The sequence below is a fragment of the Methanoregula sp. genome (assembly GCF_003170075.1).
GTDB lineage: Archaea > Halobacteriota > Methanomicrobia > Methanomicrobiales > Methanospirillaceae > Methanoregula.
In genome coordinates this window covers 43,564-60,495 of sequence record NZ_PMZU01000062.1, presented here as the reverse complement: position 1 = coordinate 60,495, position 16,932 = coordinate 43,564, and the positions used below count along the sequence as shown (strand labels likewise).

Below are 16,932 nucleotides of genomic sequence, written 5' to 3'. Positions count from 1 at the left end.
GTTCAAATATTACATATATCTGCCCATTTATTGTTTTACGCAGTGTGACAAATTTTTAAAAAAGTACTACAGTATCGCGCACTATTTTTAAAAATCGCTTACTTTCCTGTGCGCTCTTTTATAAAAATATTGGGTTGTGACAGGGTTTTGTGAGGGATCCCCTGGCAGGAGTTTACTTGTTTTCCTTGAGCGGGCTTGGCCCGAGTTCTTTCACGGTGTCAACGACGTCTGTTACGACTTTTGCCCATTTTGCACCTTCCGATGCAGAGACAAACGTCATCCGGAACCGGCGGTCGTCAAGGCCGATGCTCTTCATNNTTGTAGTTGCCTTCAAGGTAGTGGCAGTCTCCGAAGTGACACCCGGAGATGAGGACGCCATCCGCCCCGTCGGCAAACGCCTTGAGGACGAAGAGGGAGTCGAGACGGCCGGTGCACATTACACGGACAATCCTGATGTCCGGGGGGTACTGGATACGGCCCCCGCCGGCGAGGTCGGCTCCTGCGTAGGAACACCAGTTGCAGACCATACCGAGGATTTTGGGTTTCCACTCGTCAGCCATTTACTGCTCACCCCCGAGCAGGAACGCATCGATCTGTGCAACAATCTGGGGTGTCGCGAAGTGGTTCATCCAGATGGCACCACCGGGGCAGAAGCCGCCGCAGGTACCGCAGCCCTTGCACTTGGCCTCGGTGACCTGCATGACTGTCCGTCCATCCTTCTCTACGAGAGAAAGAGCAGTGTAGGGGCAGAGGTTCACGCACATGCCGCACCCGGCACACCTCTCTTCGATACACGTGGCGAAGTACGGTTCGAGTTCGACCTCCCCCTTGTGGATCGGGATGCTGGCCGCGGATGCTGCGCCTTCGGCAGATGCAACCGTGTCCGGGATATCCTTCGGACCCTGACAGACACCGGCAAGGAAGACACCGGCAGTGGTGGTACCGCACGGGTTGAGCTTCGGGTGGGCTTCCTGGAGCCAGCCGTCGCCAGTACAGGAAACACCGAAGAGTCTTCTAGTCCTTTCTGTGTCTGCCGCTGGCTGGATCGCTGCTGCAAGTACGACCATATCGACTTCCATGTCGACCGGGCGGTCAAGCAGGGTATCATCGGCGTAAACGTGGAGGTTCTTGGTCTTGGGGTCTTCGAGGATGTTTGCCACGCGCCCGCGGATGAACTTTGCTCCTTCATCCTGGATGCGGTAGTAGAACTCCTCGTACGCCTTGCCGAATGACCGGATATCCATGTAGAAGATATAGGGAATGCAGCCGGGCATCTTTTCAACTAGCTGGTGGGCATGTTTCAGTGAATACATGCAGCAGAACCGCGAACAGTAGGGTTTGCCGACGCCGGTGTTGTCACGAGAGCCGGCACAGAGCACGAATGCAACTTTTTTCGGTTTCTCTCCATCACTCGGGCGGATAGGGTAACCGCCGGTCGGGCCTGATGCGCAGATGAGCCGCTCGAATTCGAGACTGGTGATAACGTTCTCGAACCGCTTGTACCCCCATTCTTCTTTCTTCTCGATGGGGAAGATATCGAAGCCGGTGGCAAGGATTGCCGTCCCTACCTTGACCTTGATAAATTCGTCCTTTGATTCGAGGTCGATTGCCTTCTTTTCAGGACCACAGGCAGTCACGCACAGTCCGCACTTGACACAGGAATCAAAGTCAATCGTGTAGATCAGGGGGACAACCTGTGGGTGGTTGATATAAATGGCCTTCCGGGGCTTCATCCCGATTTCAAAGACGTTCGGCTTGATGACCGGGCAGACTGCCTCACAGTCGCCGCAGCCGTTACAGCCGCCACCGACAATTCCGCGTGCCTCTGCCTCCGCAGGGGTCAGTACACCGCGTGCCTTCTTACGGATGGTTACATCGAAGTTCCCGATGTAGCCTTCCACATTATCAACTTCGGAATAGGTCATGAGCTCGATTTCTTTGCTCCTGCCTACATCCACCATCTTTGGTGTGAGGATACACTGCGAACAGTCAAGTGTCGGGAAGGTCTTGTCGAGCTGGGACATCCTGCCGCCGATACTTGGCGTTGATTCGATGAGATAGGTCTTGATTCCTGCTGCTGCAAGATCGAGCGCTGCCTGCATACCGGCGACTCCTGCACCTACAACCATCGCGGCCTTCTCGACCGGCACGGTCTTCGGGAACAGGTCCTGCAGGAGAGCGGCCTTGGCCACGGCAATCCTGATTGCATCTTTTGCTTTGTCGGTTGAACCCTCGCGGTCGTGCATGTGCACCCATGAATTCTGTTCACGGATGTTTGCCATCTCGAACCGGAACGGGTTGAGGCCACCCTCTTTGGTGGCGGTCCTGAATGTCGGCTCGTGGAGGCGCGGGGAACACGCGGCAACGACGACACCGGTCAGCTTGTTGTCCTTGATTGCCTTGTTAATCACAGTCTGCCCGGGCATCGAGCACATATACTTGTAGTTGTCAACATAGGCGACGTGCGGGAGGGTTTTTGCATATTCCTGCACGGCCGGGATATCCATCGATCCGGCAATGTTGGTACCGCAGTGGCAGATGAAGACACCGATACGGGCATCCTCTGGTTTGGTAGTAACACCGGGTGCTGCGACAGATTTTGCTGCCGGTGCGGGAGCCTGCTTCTTAACTTCCTGTTTCACGGGAGCCTCTTTTTTGGTGTCCTGCTTCTTGGTCTCGGTCTTTTTGGTAGTTGCTTTCTTCTTTTCAACCATGTTTCCCACCTCACAGCACCTTCTGCAGGAACGGTTCACAGCTGATCGCATGGAGGTCCAGCCCGAGGTCCTGCGGGCTCATTCCCTGTGCAAGTCCGAGCAGCTCGGCAAAGTGCAGTACCGGTAAATCGTAGCTGACACCGAACTTCTCCTTGATCTCGATCTGGCCACGGTCAAACTGAAGCTGGCAGAATGGGCAGATATCGGTAAGTGCGTCCACTTTTGCCTCTTTGAGGTTGATCAGCTTCTCGTTTGTGATATCCAGCGAGTGGACGATATCGTATCCGCGGACACCGCCGCCGGCACCGCAGCACTGCATCTTGTTGCGGTATTCAACCGGCGTTGCGCCGAGTGCGGCGACCAGTTCTTCCATCCAGGTTGGGTGCTCGGTGTTTAACATGATCTCTTTTTCAAATTCCCGGTCCTTGTGGGGCTTGGTAAGGTGGCAACCGTAGTGGACGGCAATGCGTGCGCCGGTCAGGGGGCTTACCACGCTGTCCTTGACCTTGCTTACCCCGACAAACTTGTCGTTATAGAGGAGCTCAGCGATATGGTAGACATTGATGGTGCCCTTGTACTCCATATCGATCTCCTTGAGCACCTCGTTCACGCCATCGCGGAGATCCTGGTTGTGCTTGAGTTTGTGGTTGACTTCCCAGATCGACTTGTAGCAGCCGTTACAGAGAAGGGCAATGTCCATCTTCATCTGTTCGGCAAGCACGAGGTTGCGTGCTGCCATTGCATAGAAAACGTTCAGATCGATCGAGCCGAATGCCCCGGGTGCCGGGCAGCAGCTGGCTCCCTTGAGGGGAACAAGATCGATACCGAGTTTCTTTAATCCCTTGATGGATGCAGATTCACAGCCGGGGTACCGGTTTGGCGCAATACAGCCGAGATAAAATGCGAACGTGTGGTTTGCTGTAGATTCTGACATGCTCTCTTACCCCTCCCGTTCCTTGATGATCCGGTCTGCATTTGCCTTGAGGTGGTAGTGGTCAAGGATCTTCCTGATGCCGGGCATATATTCAGGATACATGTGGGTGGTCGGCGGGTCTCGGGTGAGCCCGAGTCTCTCACGGGCTGCACGGTTGACATCGTTGTTTGGCACACCGTGGCCTGAGCTGTAGATCGCTGTCACGGTCTTGAGGAAGTTCACCGGCACGATATCGTGGGTGAATGCCATGTTCCTCATGGCCATGATAACGTCAGTGGGTGCAATATCACGCGGGCACCGGTCGGTGCAGCTGTAACAGGTTGTGCAGAGCCAGAGATCGGGATCGGTCAGTGCCTCATTCTCGAGCCCGAGCACTGCCCTCCGCATGAACTTGCGGATACGGTAGGTGCTTCTGGGTGCTGACGGGCACGAGCCGGTGCAGGTGCCGCACTGGAAGCACATGTGGGCAATGGTACGTGAAATGCCCTCAACCCTCTTTGTAAAGTCAGGTGACGAGTCCTCACGGTAATATCGCTGATCGTGGAGTTTCTTCTCCAGCGCTTCCGGATAACCTTTTGTTCTTGCCATGCTCCTCCTCCCTCACGCCTTCTCCATCATTTTCAGTCCGACCTGTCCGGCAATACTTTCCTTTACCTTCGAGGTTCTCTTCGCGAAGAGTTTCTCCTTGATCTTCTTGAAGAGGTCCGTCTCCGTGCCTTTCATCCGGATGCCGGTCCGCTGGAGGACGATAATATCCTCACCGGGGCAGGCATTCACGCAGGCGCCGCAGAGAATACAGTAGTCCTTGTTGACCGCAATGGTGGCTTCAATATTGTGTCCCATCTCGGCTGCGGGCTTCTCACTGGGGAGATAAATCGCATTTGCCGGGCAGATCTCGGCGCAGGTCGAACAGCCACCGGGGCACTTCTCGGCGTGGAATTCGATGTCGCCTTCGAAGATCTTCTCGACGGTAATTGCCTCGGGTGGGCAGTTGCGCGAGCACCAGGTACAGGTGCAGCAGTTGTCCTTTTCAATCGTGACCTTGCCGTCAACCTTGTCGGAGATAACCTCGCGTTCTACAGTGATGCACTCCTCCGGACAAGCCTCAACGCATATCTTGCAGGCATTACATTTTGCCTCGTCCCAGACAACCTCGCCTTCGATCTTACCGACTTCAGCAGTGAACTCCTTGTGTCTCACCGTGAGTGCCGGGCAGAGTGCACCGCACAGACCGCAGAGCGAACATTTCTCCTTGTCTACGGTGAATGTCGTCTTGGTCTTGATCGCGGTCTGGCGTTCTTTTGCGCCGGCAACCGGGCCCTTGTAGGTTCCTTCGTAGGCAGGGACGTTGCGATCAATGGCGTCACGCGGGCAGACCTCCTCGCAGATCGTGCACCGGACACACTTTTCATCGTCAATCTCTGCCTTCATGTCATACTGCGGGAAACCCTCTTTTTCAATGATGGGAAGCCGCTCCTGATTGTCAACCTTCAGAGTCAATGCATTGAACGGGCACATAATGACGCAGACACCGCAGTACGAGCACTTGGTCTCGTCTACATCGATGGGTGTCGCATAATTGATGGCGCCACGCCGGGATGCGCCGACCAGTCCGAGAACGATAGCCTCCTCCGGACACGAATCGACACAGATGCCGCATCCCGTGCAGGTCTCTGAATTAAGAATCAGGTTGTTCACGCTCTGAAGGAGGCGCTGCTCCATCACAACGTTGACACCATCCCTCTTTTTGGAAAACTTTGGAAACAATGCCATGAAATTAACCCTCACGCTGTTCTTCTATTGCACCTTTGCCTCTGCTCTGGTTTCCCAGGGCCCTGTCAGCCTGATAACATCATGCGGACACACCTGAACACATACACCGCAACCGGCGCAGAGTTCACCCTTTGAGTCAAGGATGATCGATTTACCATCCCGGACCTTGTAGATCTTTTCAGTTGACACCGGATCTACCGTGTGAAGTTCCAATGCGTCCACAGGACATGCAACAACACAATTGTTACAGCCGGTACAATGTTCTCTGTTAATATGCACTGCAAATGCCATGAGTTCATGCACCAGCTATGATCGATTCCAAAATCGATTATCAAAAGAGTGGTGGAAGAATCTAGATAAATGTTCTGAAATTTATCGCGGGGAACCGGCTATTTTATTCTTTTTTTTCAAGGTTTGTTCATATGCTCCCTGGCTGTGTTAAATATATATAGTATACTTTTCGGTCATGTTCCTGTGCGCTCTGATATCTACAGAATTGAATGGGAAAATTTATTCAGTAATAATTAAGGTACTGTTGTTATACCGGAGGTTATGTTATAATGGAAATCAACGGCGTTAAAATCGACAACACCTACGCAGAAGCATTCCCGACATGGGTCTGCCGGGTGATTATTACGGCAGTGACAAAAGACTGGGCACTCAAGGCAGCGACCGAGGCAACCGGATTTGCGACATCTGCAATTGGATGCCCGTGCGAAGCAGGTATCGAGAGCGTCCTTTCCGGCAGCGAGACTCCTGATGGAAGGCCGGGTGTTGCCATCCTGATCTGCGCAAGCAAGAAGAAACTTAAAGAGCAGGTCGTTGAAAGGCTTGCCGAGTGCGTCCTGACTGCGCCGACAACGGCAGTCTTCAACGGCATTACCAGTGCAGAAGAGAAGATCCCGGTAAAACTTCACTTCTTCGGGGATGGGTATGAGTACCAGAAGGAAGTAGGCGGCAGGAAGTGCTGGGCGATCCCGATCATGAACGGCGAGTACATCGGCGAAGAGGAATTCGGGATCGTCAAGGGTGTTGCCGGCGGCAACTTCTTTGTCATGGGCGAGAACCAGATGGCAGCCCTTATGGGCGCCCAGGCCGCGTCGGATGCGATTGCGGGAGTAAAGGGCGTTATCACGAGTTTCCCGGGCGGTATCGTGGCAAGCGGTTCCAAGGTCGGCAGCCTGAAGTACAAGTTTATGGTTGCATCGACAAACGAGAAGTATTGCCCGACGCTCCGCGAGAAAGTGGCAGACAGTAAGGTCCCGGCCGGCATCAAGGCAGTCTACGAGATTGTCATTGACGGGGTGGACGAGAAGAGTGTTGCCGCTGCAATGGGAGCCGGCATCAAGGCCGCAGTCCAGGTGCCGGGCGTGAAGTTTATCTCGGCCGGTAACTTTGGCGGCAGTCTCGGACCCTTCAAGCTTGAACTTGAGAAGGTTCTTTAAAACTTTTTTTATTCAGTAATTTCTGCAGTCATGGAATCCTATAAATACATTTATTGCCGAATAGTTTGTTAACGAAATTTTCGGCGATAACATGATCACGCTTACACCCGATGACGTGAAGAAGCGGTTCGGCCCGCTCTTCTCAAAGAAATTTCTGGTGATGGTTGACGAAACAGCAGGACTCGCAGAGATCCTTGAGCAGTGTCATGCCCGTGGAACTATCGAGTGGGACGCGATGAACCGGCGTCGCGCCGGTGGTGTCGTGGCCACATGTGCAGTCGAGGGAAGCACGATGACAATCCGGGCACATCTTGGCACCCACCCGGCCAATTTCGGGGCTGCGGCCGATACGATTGGCGGGCAGGCGCTGGAAGCGGTGGAAGTAAGTGGCAACGAGGTGATCACGACATGGGCCGGCATCGCAGGTGCCGGTGTCGGTGTAGCGGCATGCCTCCCGCAGGCACCGGGTGTCATCCGTGCAGAATATCCCACCGAGGACGACCTCAGGATAGGCGGCGCCCTGACCAATCATGTCCGGATCGTTTCGCCCCGGTACGAGAAGGTCTGTTTCGGCATTGACGATACGGACACAAAGCAGGAAGGCGCTACCTGGGTCATGGCGCTTAAGTGCGCAGAGGCCTGCCATATTGAGGGTGTGGAATTCCTGAACATGCGCCTTGTCCAGCTCAACCCGGCGGTCCCGAACAAGACGACAAACTGTGTAGGTTCCGCTCTCAACTTTGCCGCCCGTCCTGGCAGCATCGGAGCGCTTCGGGAGTTTGTCTGCACGTTTGTCGAGGAGCATACGTTCTCAAAGGATACCGGTATCGCATTCTGTCAGGGCATTGGGACGGTGCAGGATTCCCCGGTGGCGAAAGCAGTCAAGACCGAGATCGTGACCCTTGAGGAAGCGGAACGCGAGGCCCGGCGGCTTGGTATCGAGTACCTTGACCACACCGGGCGGAAGGGCAGAATCGGTGCGCTCGGGGCGGTGCTCTGGGGCAACCGGGGAATCGAGGCAGCAGGTCTGTATGGTGAGCATCTCTGATCCGTATGTCATCAGGTACCCGCAGATCGTTGCGGTTGCGGACGAGAGCGGAAGCAAGGTTGAGCTGATTGAATTCTTCGACTGCGTCGGGGGAGCGATGTGGACGCAGCATCATTACGCGCAGAGTCCGATTGTCGAGAGTGTCCGTGGTGTGGGATCGACGACCCGTTTCCTGCTCCGCCCCGGTGCCGTGGATCTGGCGCTTGAGGGATCACGCTTCCCTGCCGGGATCTCGGGTGTATCAGTAACGGAGCATGAAATCGCGGTGACCTATATCGGCATGGGAGGCGGCGGCGTAGGTGCGACCTCCTGCCGTGCTGCAGCAAAAGGAGTACTGCGGGAACGCTGCGATCCTGCCGGCGGGGGAAAAATTGCCGGTGCCACGATCTGGCTTCCCCGGCGCCAGCGGGTGCTGATCGGAGTAGACGACACCGATACCTGTGAGGAAGGAGCGACGTGGACGCTTGTCCACAACATCGCAAAAGCCGTTGAGGATGAACATTCGGTCTACCTCTCTCACACGATCGTCCAGCTCTTTCCTGTCGCATACCGGACGAAAAACTGTGTGAGCCTTGTCGTGGAATTTGCCACGACAGAACCGGGCCGCCTGACGGAGCGGTTCCACGAACTGCTTGAAAAATACACCCTTTCACAGAAGACCGGGATGGCAGTATATACCGGTTTTACCCCCTCTGAGGCACTTCTTGAGTACGGGAGGAACGTGAAACGGGGGGAAGTGGGACCGGATCTTGTATGGAACATTAACGATCCCTGCCTCCGTGTGATTATGGCCGGGAGGGGGATTACCGGGGCGGTGGCGGCCCTGCCCTTCTATACACAATACGAGGAGGCACTGGAACTATGCAGTGGAAAGACTTAAAGGCCCGCCTGCTGTCAGCAGGTTCTGCCCGGATCAGCGGCGAACCTGCAGACGATTTTATTGCAAAATCTACCGCAGGCCCGGGTGCCGGAGGGAAGGGTTCGGTTTTCTTTGCTATGGGCAGCCATAGGGTCAAGCTTGCGATCAATCCGTCATCTCCAGTCGAGATTGCCCACCGTGGCAGCGGTGTTGCTGACCTGTATTTTGAAGACCAGCAGATCCCAGGCCGGCTTATCCAGCCGGGGCTCCACTGCCCGGACCAGGCGTTTATCACGGTAACAGAAAGCTGCATATTCTCCTGCCGCTATTGTTCGGTTCCCAGTCTCTCCGGGAAACGCAAGACTATTGAAGAGATCATGAATCTCGTTGAATCGGTCCGGCACCGGGTCAGCGCAATCTCACTCACGAGCGGCGTTGCCGGGAGTATTGAGGATGAAGAGGCCTATGTCTGCGAAGTGATCCGGCACCTCTCTTTCTTTGACCTGCCCATCGGTGTCTCCATCTACCCGACTGACCAGACCCCGGACAAACTTCTTGCTCTCGGAGTAGCCGAGGTGAAATTCAATATCGAAGCTGCGACCCAGGAACTGTTTGCGGCGATATGCCCCGGTCTTGATTATGACCTGCTCTGGCGGGTGCTCGACCGGTCCGTTGAACTCTTTGGAAAGAACCGGGTTTTTTCCAATGTCATCATCGGACTTGGGGAGACCGATGCGGAAATGGAGACCTGTATCAACAAGCTCACGTCCCATGGTGTGATCCCGGTCCTGCGCCCGCTCAACCCGGTTGCCGGGTTTACCGGCACACCGCGCCCGTCAGCGGAACGGCTCAAAACCCTCTATACCATGCACGCCCGGGCGATTGCTGCCGCAGGACTTGACCCATCCGGTGCCCTTACGATGTGCACGAACTGCGCAGGGTGCGATCTCGTGCCCGGGAGGGACGAATGAAGGGCGTGGAGGCTCTTGCTGAAGCGATCTGTGCCTGTACCGACCGGCAGTACACGGTTCCGGGCTTCCCGGTAACGGAGCTTGGTGCGCTCACCCTGGCCGAGATGGTCATAAACGAGAAAACTGCTCTTGAATATGCGCTTGGGGACTCCCTGTCCGGGAAACGGGCAGCGGTCATCGTAAAGAACGTGGGCGTCAATGCCTGCGCCGATCCTCTCTGCGGGGCAACGGTTCAGGGTCTTGTCGGGGGCATTCTCCTTGTCGTGGGAGATGACCCCGGTTCGAAGGGTTCCCAGACCGCCCAGGATTCGAGGTATTACGGGGAACTGGCAGAGATTCCGGTGGTCGAACCGGACGAATCTTCATGCTACACCGGTGTTGAGGCAGCACTTGAGGCATCGGAAGAGTTTTCCCGGGTCGCCATGCTCCGGCTCACGCCGCAGTTGCTGGATGCTGACGTGACCGGAAGCGTTGTCTCCCGCAGCGACAGGAAAGGCCGGCTTGCAGAACGGGGATGGACGATGCATGGCCGGGCAATGGCGGCTGAAAATCTGTACCGGAAGATGTTTGCCTGGTCGGCAGCATCCCCATTAAACCGGTGGAAACGCGAACCGCTCGGCGCCGGGCCGGCACCGGGAGAAAGCGGGGTCGTAACTGTCCACCCGCTGCCTTCCCGTGCCGCGGAGGCTCATGAAGTGCACGAGCACGGCCGGCCGTTTGTCCGGGATCACCGGGGTATTCTGCCCCCGGACCTGCAGGAACCGCCAGAATCGAGGAATGTGCGGGGATTCTACAAGACTTTCTGTGCAGCGTGTCCCTTCAAACCGGTACTGGGCATCCTTAAAAAACGTGACATGCCGGTCATCTGCGATGCCGGGTGCTCGGTATTCTGTCTGAATCCTCCCTATGAACTGGGCGTGGCCAGTTACGGCATGGGTTCGAGTATCGCGGTTGCCGCACGGAGCACGCACGTGGCGCTCATCGGGGATTATGCGCTGCTCCATTCTGGGTTAAACGCCCTGATCGATGTGTATGAAAAGAGACTTCCGCTCCTGTGCATCGTGATGAAAAATCACTGCACCGCGATGACCGGTGGGCAGCCTGCCAGCGATCCCGTCCCCTACCTTACCTGGGCCGACCCGGTCATCTGCCGTGCGGAAGATGAATGCCGCCTCCGCGAGGTCATCTGTCACACGGATGCACCGGTAACCGTGGTTGTGGAAGCGAAATGCCCGCAGGGGGCACACCATGAAACCGTGGAATGTTGAGATCTGCGATGTAACGTTGAGAGACGGGGAGCAGACACCAGGGGTGTCGTTCTCCTGCGAAGAGAAGGTGGATATTGCCCGGACACTGGATGCCATCGGCATCGAAGTGATCGAGGCCGGGTTCCCGGCAGTCTCCGGGAACGAAAAAAGGTGCGTGAAGGCCATCGCAGATCTCGGGCTCGATGCACGGATCTGTGGATTTGCCCGGGCGCGGGAACCGGATATTATGGACGCCGTTGACTGCGGTGTCGATATGGTTTCTATCTTTATCCCGACTTCGGATCTTCACATCCGGCTCAAGTTCAAGAAACCCCGCGAACAGGTGCTTGATGATGCCCTTTCCATAATTGATTTCGCCCGGGATCACGGGGTCAAAGTACGGTTTGCTGCTGAGGATGCCTCACGGACCGATCCGGTGTTCTTAAAAGAGGTATACCGAAGGGCGGCTGAGCACGGTGCCGTCCTGCTCAGTTTTGCCGACACGGTGGGCTGTCTCATCCCAGACGAGATGCGCACGATCATGACTGACCTTGTCTCATCGGTCGACCGGCCGTTCTGCGCCCACTGTCACAACGATATGGGCTGTGCGGTTGCAAACACGATCACCGCGGCGCAGGCCGGGGCGTTCCAGCTCCATACCACCGTGAATGGTATCGGTGAGCGGTCGGGCAATGCCTCTCTTGAGGAGGTGCTCGTCATCTTACGGCAGAAGGGTGGTATCGACCGGTACGATCTTTCATGCCTCACTGCTCTCTCCCACAAGGTTGAGAAATACTCCGGTATTGCACTCCCGAAAAACAAGCCGGTCACCGGGGAGCTTGCGTTCTCGCACGAGAGCGGTATCCACATCGCTGCCATTCTTCAGGATCCCGCCACGTACGAGTATTTTTCCCCGGCACTGGTGGGCGGCGAGCGGCACTTCCTCCTCGGTAAACATACCGGGAGAAAGGCGCTTGAACATGTTGTGGCCACGCTTGGCTGCGACCTTTCTGAAGCGCAGATCTGCCGGTTGCTTGACCTTGTCAAGGAACATTCCGAACAGAAGTGCAGTATTACGCCCGAGGTTTTACAAAAACTGATCGGACGGGTACAGCAGGAGACAACCGTATGAGTACGCTCTCGGAGCGGATTCTCGGTGCTGCCGCAGGGGAGTATGTCGACCGGAAGGTCGACAGGGCATATGCCCATGACGGGACGGGTGTTCTCGCACTTGAAGCCTGGAATGCCATGGGGGGCGACCGGCTGGGGAAAGACTCTGATTACTATATCCAGTTCGACCACATCGCCCCGGCCAACAACAGCACAACGGCGACCCTCCAGCACGAGCTGCGGGAGTTTGCGAAACGTTCGTTCATGCACTTCTCGGATATCGGCTGCGGGATCTGCCACCAGCTGATGAGCGAGGGGATTGTCCTGCCCGGGGAGATCGTGGTCGGTGCCGACTCACACAGTGTCACGCCCGGGGCATTCGGGGCATTTGCGACGGGCGTCGGTGCGACCGATATGGCGGCAATCTGGCTGACAGGAGAGACGTGGTTCCGGGTCCCCGAATCGGTGGGTGTTAACCTCACCGGGAGGTTCACCGGTGCGGCCGAGGCAAAGGATCTCGCGCTTACTTACGTGGAAAAACTCGGCATGGATGGCGCGACCTACCGGGCGCTCGAGTTTGTGGGCGAAAGTGCACGTAATCTCTCTATCGATGAGCGTCTCGTCCTCTCAAACCTGTCCGTAGAAGCCGGGGCAAAGGCCGGTCTCTTCTATGCGGATGACGTAACTGTCCGCTACTTAAAAGAGCGGGGCCATGATGTCGCTCCACAGGTGCCCGAGTCCTGCACATACCGGCAGGAACTCGATATCGATCTTGCCGATGTCGTGCCGCTTGTAGCCATGCCCCACCGGGTTGACACGGTTAAGCCCGTGGAGGCATTGGCGGGTCTCCCTCTCGATCAGGTATTTGTCGGTACCTGTACAAACGGGCGGTATTCCGATCTCGCCCGGTTTGCCCGGCTGGTCAAAGGTAGGAAAGTGGCCGTGCGGACCATTGTGATCCCTGCCTCTGCAGCGATCCTTGAAAAGGCAATCCGGACCGGGGTACTTGCCGACATCGCCGAGGCGGGCTGCACCCTCGGGACGCCCGGCTGCGGCCCCTGTCTTGGTTATCATATGGGGGTGCTCGGCGAAGGCGAGGTCTGTCTCTCGACCGCCAACCGGAACTTCAAAAACCGCATGGGTGTCGGTGGGGAGATCTACCTTGGCTCTGTTGCTACTGCCGCAGCAAGCGCTTTAAAAGGCGAGATCACATCCCCGGAGGCGGCCTAATGCAGGGCAAAGGTACAGCGGTCTGCCTGCCGGCCGACATTGACACCGATGTTGTCATCGCCGGCCGGTACCTGCGGACAAAGGACCGGAGTATCTGGGCCACCCACGTCTTTGAGGATCTCGACCCTTCCCTTGCGGCCCGGCTGAAGGGATCGGTTATTGTTGCCGGAAAAAATTTCGGGTGCGGATCATCACGGGAGCAGGCAGCGATTGCGATCCGGGAGGCCGGGGTCGTCGCCATAATCGCACCATCGTTTGCACGGATCTTCTTCCGGAACGCGATCAACATCGGCCTTCCGCTTATCGAATCGGATCTGACCTGCAAAGAAGGAAGCACGGTCGTGTTCGACCTTTCACAGGGCTGGGTCGAAACTGAAGGAAAACGGCACACGATCCGCCCGTTGTCTCCCCGCATGAGTGAGATCCTCACGGCCGGCGGCCTTGTCGAATACTGGAGGGCTCACCGGTGATCTTCCCGGAGCACTGTAAAGTTGTCGGGCTTGCCTCGACAAGGCCCTGTGGCGACAAGGTCTATGCCCTGAGCCGATATCTCCTGCGGGAGACTGAAAGGGGATATGAACTTCTTGAGATCGCCCTTGACCCCGCGAAAAAAACCGTCATGCGGGATATCGTCTCGTCCTGTGTCCTTGCGATACCTGATGAGGTCTGCCATTACCCTGAAAAAGTGCAGCTCAACGACAGGACCCGGCTCGTAAGGCTTGCTCTTGAAAGCGGGTACCGGTGCACGGTCTTTACCGGGCTTGAAGAGAACATGACGTTTGTTCTCGATCCTGACATTTCGGGATTTCTTACCGTGCATGTCTACGATGTCATTCCTCCCCGGCCGACTCTCTCGGCAGCCTTAAAGGAAATGGAGGTGATTGGGCTCTTTGGGGAACTCTCGGTGCTCTTCGATCACCATATCCGGGACATCACCACGGTGCATGCCGATATCTATCCCTGCCGGGCTGCCGGGTATACGCGGACACTGGATGCCGACCCGATGCAGGGTGGCGAACGGGTGGCCGGGTGTCTTACGGCAACGCAGTTCTGCACGGAGTGCTACGGGACGAATTTCACTCTTGAGAACATCTGTCCGTTGGAACAGATTAAAGAAGAGCCGTTTATTGCCCGGTGTTGCCGGGCCGAGCGTGAAGGGGTCGGAACCTGGAACGGGAAGTTCGGGGCGATCGTCCACTGGGGTGCCAGTCCCGCAAAAATTGCCCGTTCGGTACAGGAACTGGTAAGTCAGTGGAGGACGAGATGACGCGGATCGCGATCGTTAAAGGCGACGGGATCGGTCATGAGGTGATCCCGGCCGCACAAAAAGTTCTTGCCGTGCTCCACCCCGAGTACGAGTACTTCCCGGTCGAATTGGGGTACCATCGCTGGGAGCAGACCGGCTGTCCCTGTGCAGACCGCGATATCGCGATGCTCAAAACTGCCGATGCCGTCCTGTTCGGGGCGGTCACGACCCCGCCGATGAAAGATTACCAGAGCGTTGTCCTGCGGATCAGGAAGGCACTCGATCTGTACGCAAACCTGCGCCCGGTCAAAAGCGATGGTTTTGATATCATGATCGTGCGTGAGAACACCGAGGGGATGTACTCGGGGATTGAAGAGATCGGTCCGGACCGTGCGACGACACTCCGGGTGGTGACCCGTGCGGGAACCGAACGGATCGTGAGAGCGGCGATCCGGCTTGCCCGGCAGCGGAAGGGAAAACTCACCATCGGCCACAAGGCAAACGTGCTCAAGTCCGATGTCCTCTTCCGCGATATCTGCATAGCGGAGGCAAAAAAGGCCGGAGTGTCATATAATGAAAAGTTCATCGATGCCCTCGGTCTTGACGTCCTCCAGCACCCGCAGGCATACGACGTGATCGTGACGACAAACATCTTTGGCGATATCCTCTCCGATGTTGCCTCATATCTTGTCGGGGGACTGGGTCTCGTGCCAAGTGCAAACATCGGCGACCGGTACGCCCTCTTTGAGCCGGTGCACGGCAGTGCTCCTGATATAGCCGGCAAAAACAGTGCAAATCCAATCGCCACCCTCCGGAGCGCTGCGATGCTCCTTGAGCATCTTGGCGACGCGAATGGGGCCGTGCGGGTGGAATCTGCAATCAGACAGGTGCTTGCTTCCGGTATCCGGACCCGGGACATTGGCGGATCGGCCGGGACCCGGGAATTCGGTAATGCGGTTCTTCGGGTTCTCGGGGAACCGGAATGACTCAGACCCTCTTTTTATGAAAACCGGTTGTACTGTGTGGGTCCGGCATGGTTTTTTTCACGCCTTATTGCATTGAACGGTTTCAACAGGGATTGTTACAGGCATTGTCCTGACCCCGTCGCATGCATTGCGATTATCCGGGAGGATCGGTATCGATCCGGGTTATTCCGGCAGTCCTGTCTTTGTTGTGGAATCAGCCAGAAGATGGAAGAGATATCCAAGGGCAAAGCAGGAAAGTCCATAGACAATGGATGCATGGGGAATAAGCGGCGATGGCAGGAGACTAATTGCCGCAGTTATACCAAAAATTCCTACCATGCATTTCAGCGCTCGTTTGCTGTGGAATATTCCCCGGTGTTTCCAGCTGGTCGGCGCTTCAAGGATATCCGGCATTATTGAACCGGTGGCCACTGTGAAAAATCCGAGGACGAACGTTTCAGTGGTGGTCTCACGTATGAGGCCGAGTAGGTACGCGTAACCAAAAAATGCCAGTATCCCTATTACGAGATGCACACCTTTCCTCATTCAGGTATGGTGTGATCGTTGTACGGTGATAAGCACCGGCCGTGCATGGTGAAAGTATCTTGTGGCCATTCTATCGTTGGAGTATTCTCAGGTTTTGGCTCATTCAACACTTCACATTCTGATATCCAGGTCCTCATTCGTTTCGTGCAAACTGCGGATCATTTCCGCAAGTTATACAACCGATCCGGTTCGACTATTATGGTTAGGAGCGTCACGACGCATGGATATAGGTACCTTTTGGTCAGCAGCGGCGATACCCCTCCTGATCCTCATCGCCCGGATCGCTGAAGCAAGCCTTGAATCGGTCAGGACGATCTACATCAGCAAGGGGCATTCGAACCTCGCAGCATACGTCGGGATCGTCAAGACCGGTATCTGGTTGATCTCTACCGGACTTGTACTCACCAGCCTCACGCAGTACTGGAACCTCTTCGCATACCTCGCAGGCTACGGTATCGGGACAGTGCTCGGCATGGCGATCGAGAACATCATCTCGATAGGCTACGTGATCGTCAGGCTTATCACTCCCGCTGATCCGCAGACCATCATGTCCCGTCTCTCCATGCTGGGCTATGGCATGACCCGGATAGAAGGCACCGGCAGTTTCTCCGGTTCGGTCAGTATCATCTTCATGATCGTTCCCAGAAAAGAACTCTCCCGGCTCCTCTCGATCATCTCCCGGGAATACCCGGATCTTCTCTATACCATCGAAGATGTCAGGAATATCAAGGATGGGGCGAGGATCTTCTATAAGGATCCGAAACGTCGTATCCTCGGTTTCTTTGGGATGTGACATCCCGTTGTCTATATCAGCATCAGAAAGTCTATCATCCGCTGCCCCCAT

General features: G+C 56.1%; 17 protein-coding genes and 1 pseudogene. 11 read left to right on the top strand and 7 right to left on the bottom strand.

The genetic code is table 11. The annotated features are described in order from the left end of the window. Positions 1 to 172: 172 nt before the first annotated feature. The 6 genes and pseudogenes from QZN75_RS08430 to QZN75_RS08405 form a co-directional block, all read right to left on the bottom strand. A pseudogene (locus QZN75_RS08430) lies at positions 173 to 560 on the bottom strand (hydrogenase iron-sulfur subunit). Further along, on the bottom strand, positions 561 to 2,714 hold the full coding sequence (locus QZN75_RS08425) for a CoB--CoM heterodisulfide reductase iron-sulfur subunit A family protein (protein WP_292427338.1): 2,154 nt from the start codon (positions 2,712 to 2,714) through the stop codon (positions 561 to 563). It lies immediately after the preceding pseudogene. Positions 2,715 to 2,724: 10 nt separating this feature from the next. Continuing rightward, on the bottom strand, positions 2,725 to 3,648 hold the full coding sequence (gene hdrB, locus QZN75_RS08420; RefSeq protein WP_292427336.1) for a CoB--CoM heterodisulfide reductase subunit B: 924 nt from the start codon (positions 3,646 to 3,648) through the stop codon (positions 2,725 to 2,727). Between the two features lie 6 nt (positions 3,649 to 3,654). Next, the gene (gene hdrC, locus QZN75_RS08415; RefSeq protein WP_292427333.1) at positions 3,655 to 4,236 is read right to left on the bottom strand and encodes a CoB--CoM heterodisulfide reductase subunit C; all 582 of its coding nucleotides are present in this window, start codon (positions 4,234 to 4,236) and stop codon (positions 3,655 to 3,657) included. 12 nt (positions 4,237 to 4,248) lie between these two features. Beyond that, positions 4,249 to 5,421 carry a 4Fe-4S binding protein gene (locus QZN75_RS08410; RefSeq protein WP_292427331.1) on the bottom strand — a complete coding sequence of 391 codons (1,173 nt, stop codon included), beginning with the start codon at positions 5,419 to 5,421 and terminating at the stop codon, positions 4,249 to 4,251. Between the two features lie 24 nt (positions 5,422 to 5,445). Beyond that, on the bottom strand, positions 5,446 to 5,712 hold the full coding sequence (locus tag QZN75_RS08405; protein WP_292427326.1) for a 4Fe-4S binding protein: 267 nt from the start codon (positions 5,710 to 5,712) through the stop codon (positions 5,446 to 5,448). A 269-nt stretch (positions 5,713 to 5,981) separates the two neighbouring features. Here QZN75_RS08405 and fhcD point away from each other — a divergent pair, with 269 nt between their 5' ends. From fhcD to QZN75_RS08355, 10 genes are all read left to right on the top strand, one after another. Next, entirely contained in the window at positions 5,982 to 6,866 is an 885-nt protein-coding gene (gene fhcD, locus QZN75_RS08400) for a formylmethanofuran--tetrahydromethanopterin N-formyltransferase (RefSeq protein WP_292427324.1), read from the top strand. Positions 6,867 to 6,957: 91 nt separating this feature from the next. Beyond that, positions 6,958 to 7,914: a tRNA(Ile)(2)-agmatinylcytidine synthase gene (locus QZN75_RS08395; protein ID WP_292427320.1), complete on the top strand. Its 957-nt coding sequence runs from the start codon at positions 6,958 to 6,960 to the stop codon at positions 7,912 to 7,914. Beyond that, positions 7,898 to 8,794 carry a methanogenesis marker protein 11 gene (gene mmp11 / locus QZN75_RS08390; RefSeq protein ID WP_292427317.1) on the top strand — a complete coding sequence of 299 codons (897 nt, stop codon included), beginning with the start codon at positions 7,898 to 7,900 and terminating at the stop codon, positions 8,792 to 8,794. Before QZN75_RS08395 ends, mmp11 begins: the two co-directional genes overlap by 17 nt. Continuing rightward, positions 8,776 to 9,744, top strand: coding sequence for a radical SAM protein (locus tag QZN75_RS08385; RefSeq protein WP_292427314.1), 969 nt, complete (start codon positions 8,776 to 8,778; stop codon positions 9,742 to 9,744). Before mmp11 ends, QZN75_RS08385 begins: the two co-directional genes overlap by 19 nt. Beyond that, positions 9,741 to 11,012, top strand: a complete 1,272-nt coding sequence (locus QZN75_RS08380; protein WP_292427311.1) for a thiamine pyrophosphate-dependent enzyme — start codon at positions 9,741 to 9,743, stop codon at positions 11,010 to 11,012. Before QZN75_RS08385 ends, QZN75_RS08380 begins: the two co-directional genes overlap by 4 nt. After that, complete coding sequence (locus tag QZN75_RS08375; RefSeq protein ID WP_292427308.1) at positions 10,993 to 12,123, top strand: homocitrate synthase family protein; 1,131 nt, start codon at positions 10,993 to 10,995, stop codon at positions 12,121 to 12,123. The genes QZN75_RS08380 and QZN75_RS08375 overlap by 20 nt, the downstream gene beginning before the upstream one ends. Next, complete coding sequence (locus tag QZN75_RS08370; RefSeq protein WP_292427305.1) at positions 12,120 to 13,331, top strand: aconitase/3-isopropylmalate dehydratase large subunit family protein; 1,212 nt, start codon at positions 12,120 to 12,122, stop codon at positions 13,329 to 13,331. The genes QZN75_RS08375 and QZN75_RS08370 overlap by 4 nt, the downstream gene beginning before the upstream one ends. After that, on the top strand, positions 13,331 to 13,801 hold the full coding sequence (locus QZN75_RS08365; RefSeq protein WP_292427302.1) for a 3-isopropylmalate dehydratase: 471 nt from the start codon (positions 13,331 to 13,333) through the stop codon (positions 13,799 to 13,801). The genes QZN75_RS08370 and QZN75_RS08365 overlap by 1 nt, the downstream gene beginning before the upstream one ends. Further along, positions 13,798 to 14,598 carry a hypothetical protein gene (locus QZN75_RS08360; RefSeq protein WP_292427299.1) on the top strand — a complete coding sequence of 267 codons (801 nt, stop codon included), beginning with the start codon at positions 13,798 to 13,800 and terminating at the stop codon, positions 14,596 to 14,598. The genes QZN75_RS08365 and QZN75_RS08360 overlap by 4 nt, the downstream gene beginning before the upstream one ends. Beyond that, complete coding sequence (locus QZN75_RS08355) at positions 14,595 to 15,563, top strand: isocitrate/isopropylmalate dehydrogenase family protein (protein ID WP_292427296.1); 969 nt, start codon at positions 14,595 to 14,597, stop codon at positions 15,561 to 15,563. The genes QZN75_RS08360 and QZN75_RS08355 overlap by 4 nt, the downstream gene beginning before the upstream one ends. 162 nt (positions 15,564 to 15,725) lie before the next feature. Here the strand turns inward: QZN75_RS08355 and QZN75_RS08350 are convergent, their stop codons facing one another. After that, positions 15,726 to 16,076, bottom strand: coding sequence for a metal-dependent hydrolase (locus QZN75_RS08350; RefSeq protein ID WP_292427293.1), 351 nt, complete (start codon positions 16,074 to 16,076; stop codon positions 15,726 to 15,728). A 232-nt stretch (positions 16,077 to 16,308) separates the two neighbouring features. Between QZN75_RS08350 and QZN75_RS08345 the strand changes: the two genes are divergently transcribed. Continuing rightward, complete coding sequence (locus QZN75_RS08345) at positions 16,309 to 16,881, top strand: DUF2179 domain-containing protein (RefSeq protein WP_292427290.1); 573 nt, start codon at positions 16,309 to 16,311, stop codon at positions 16,879 to 16,881. The last annotated feature ends 51 nt before the right edge of the window (positions 16,882 to 16,932 follow it).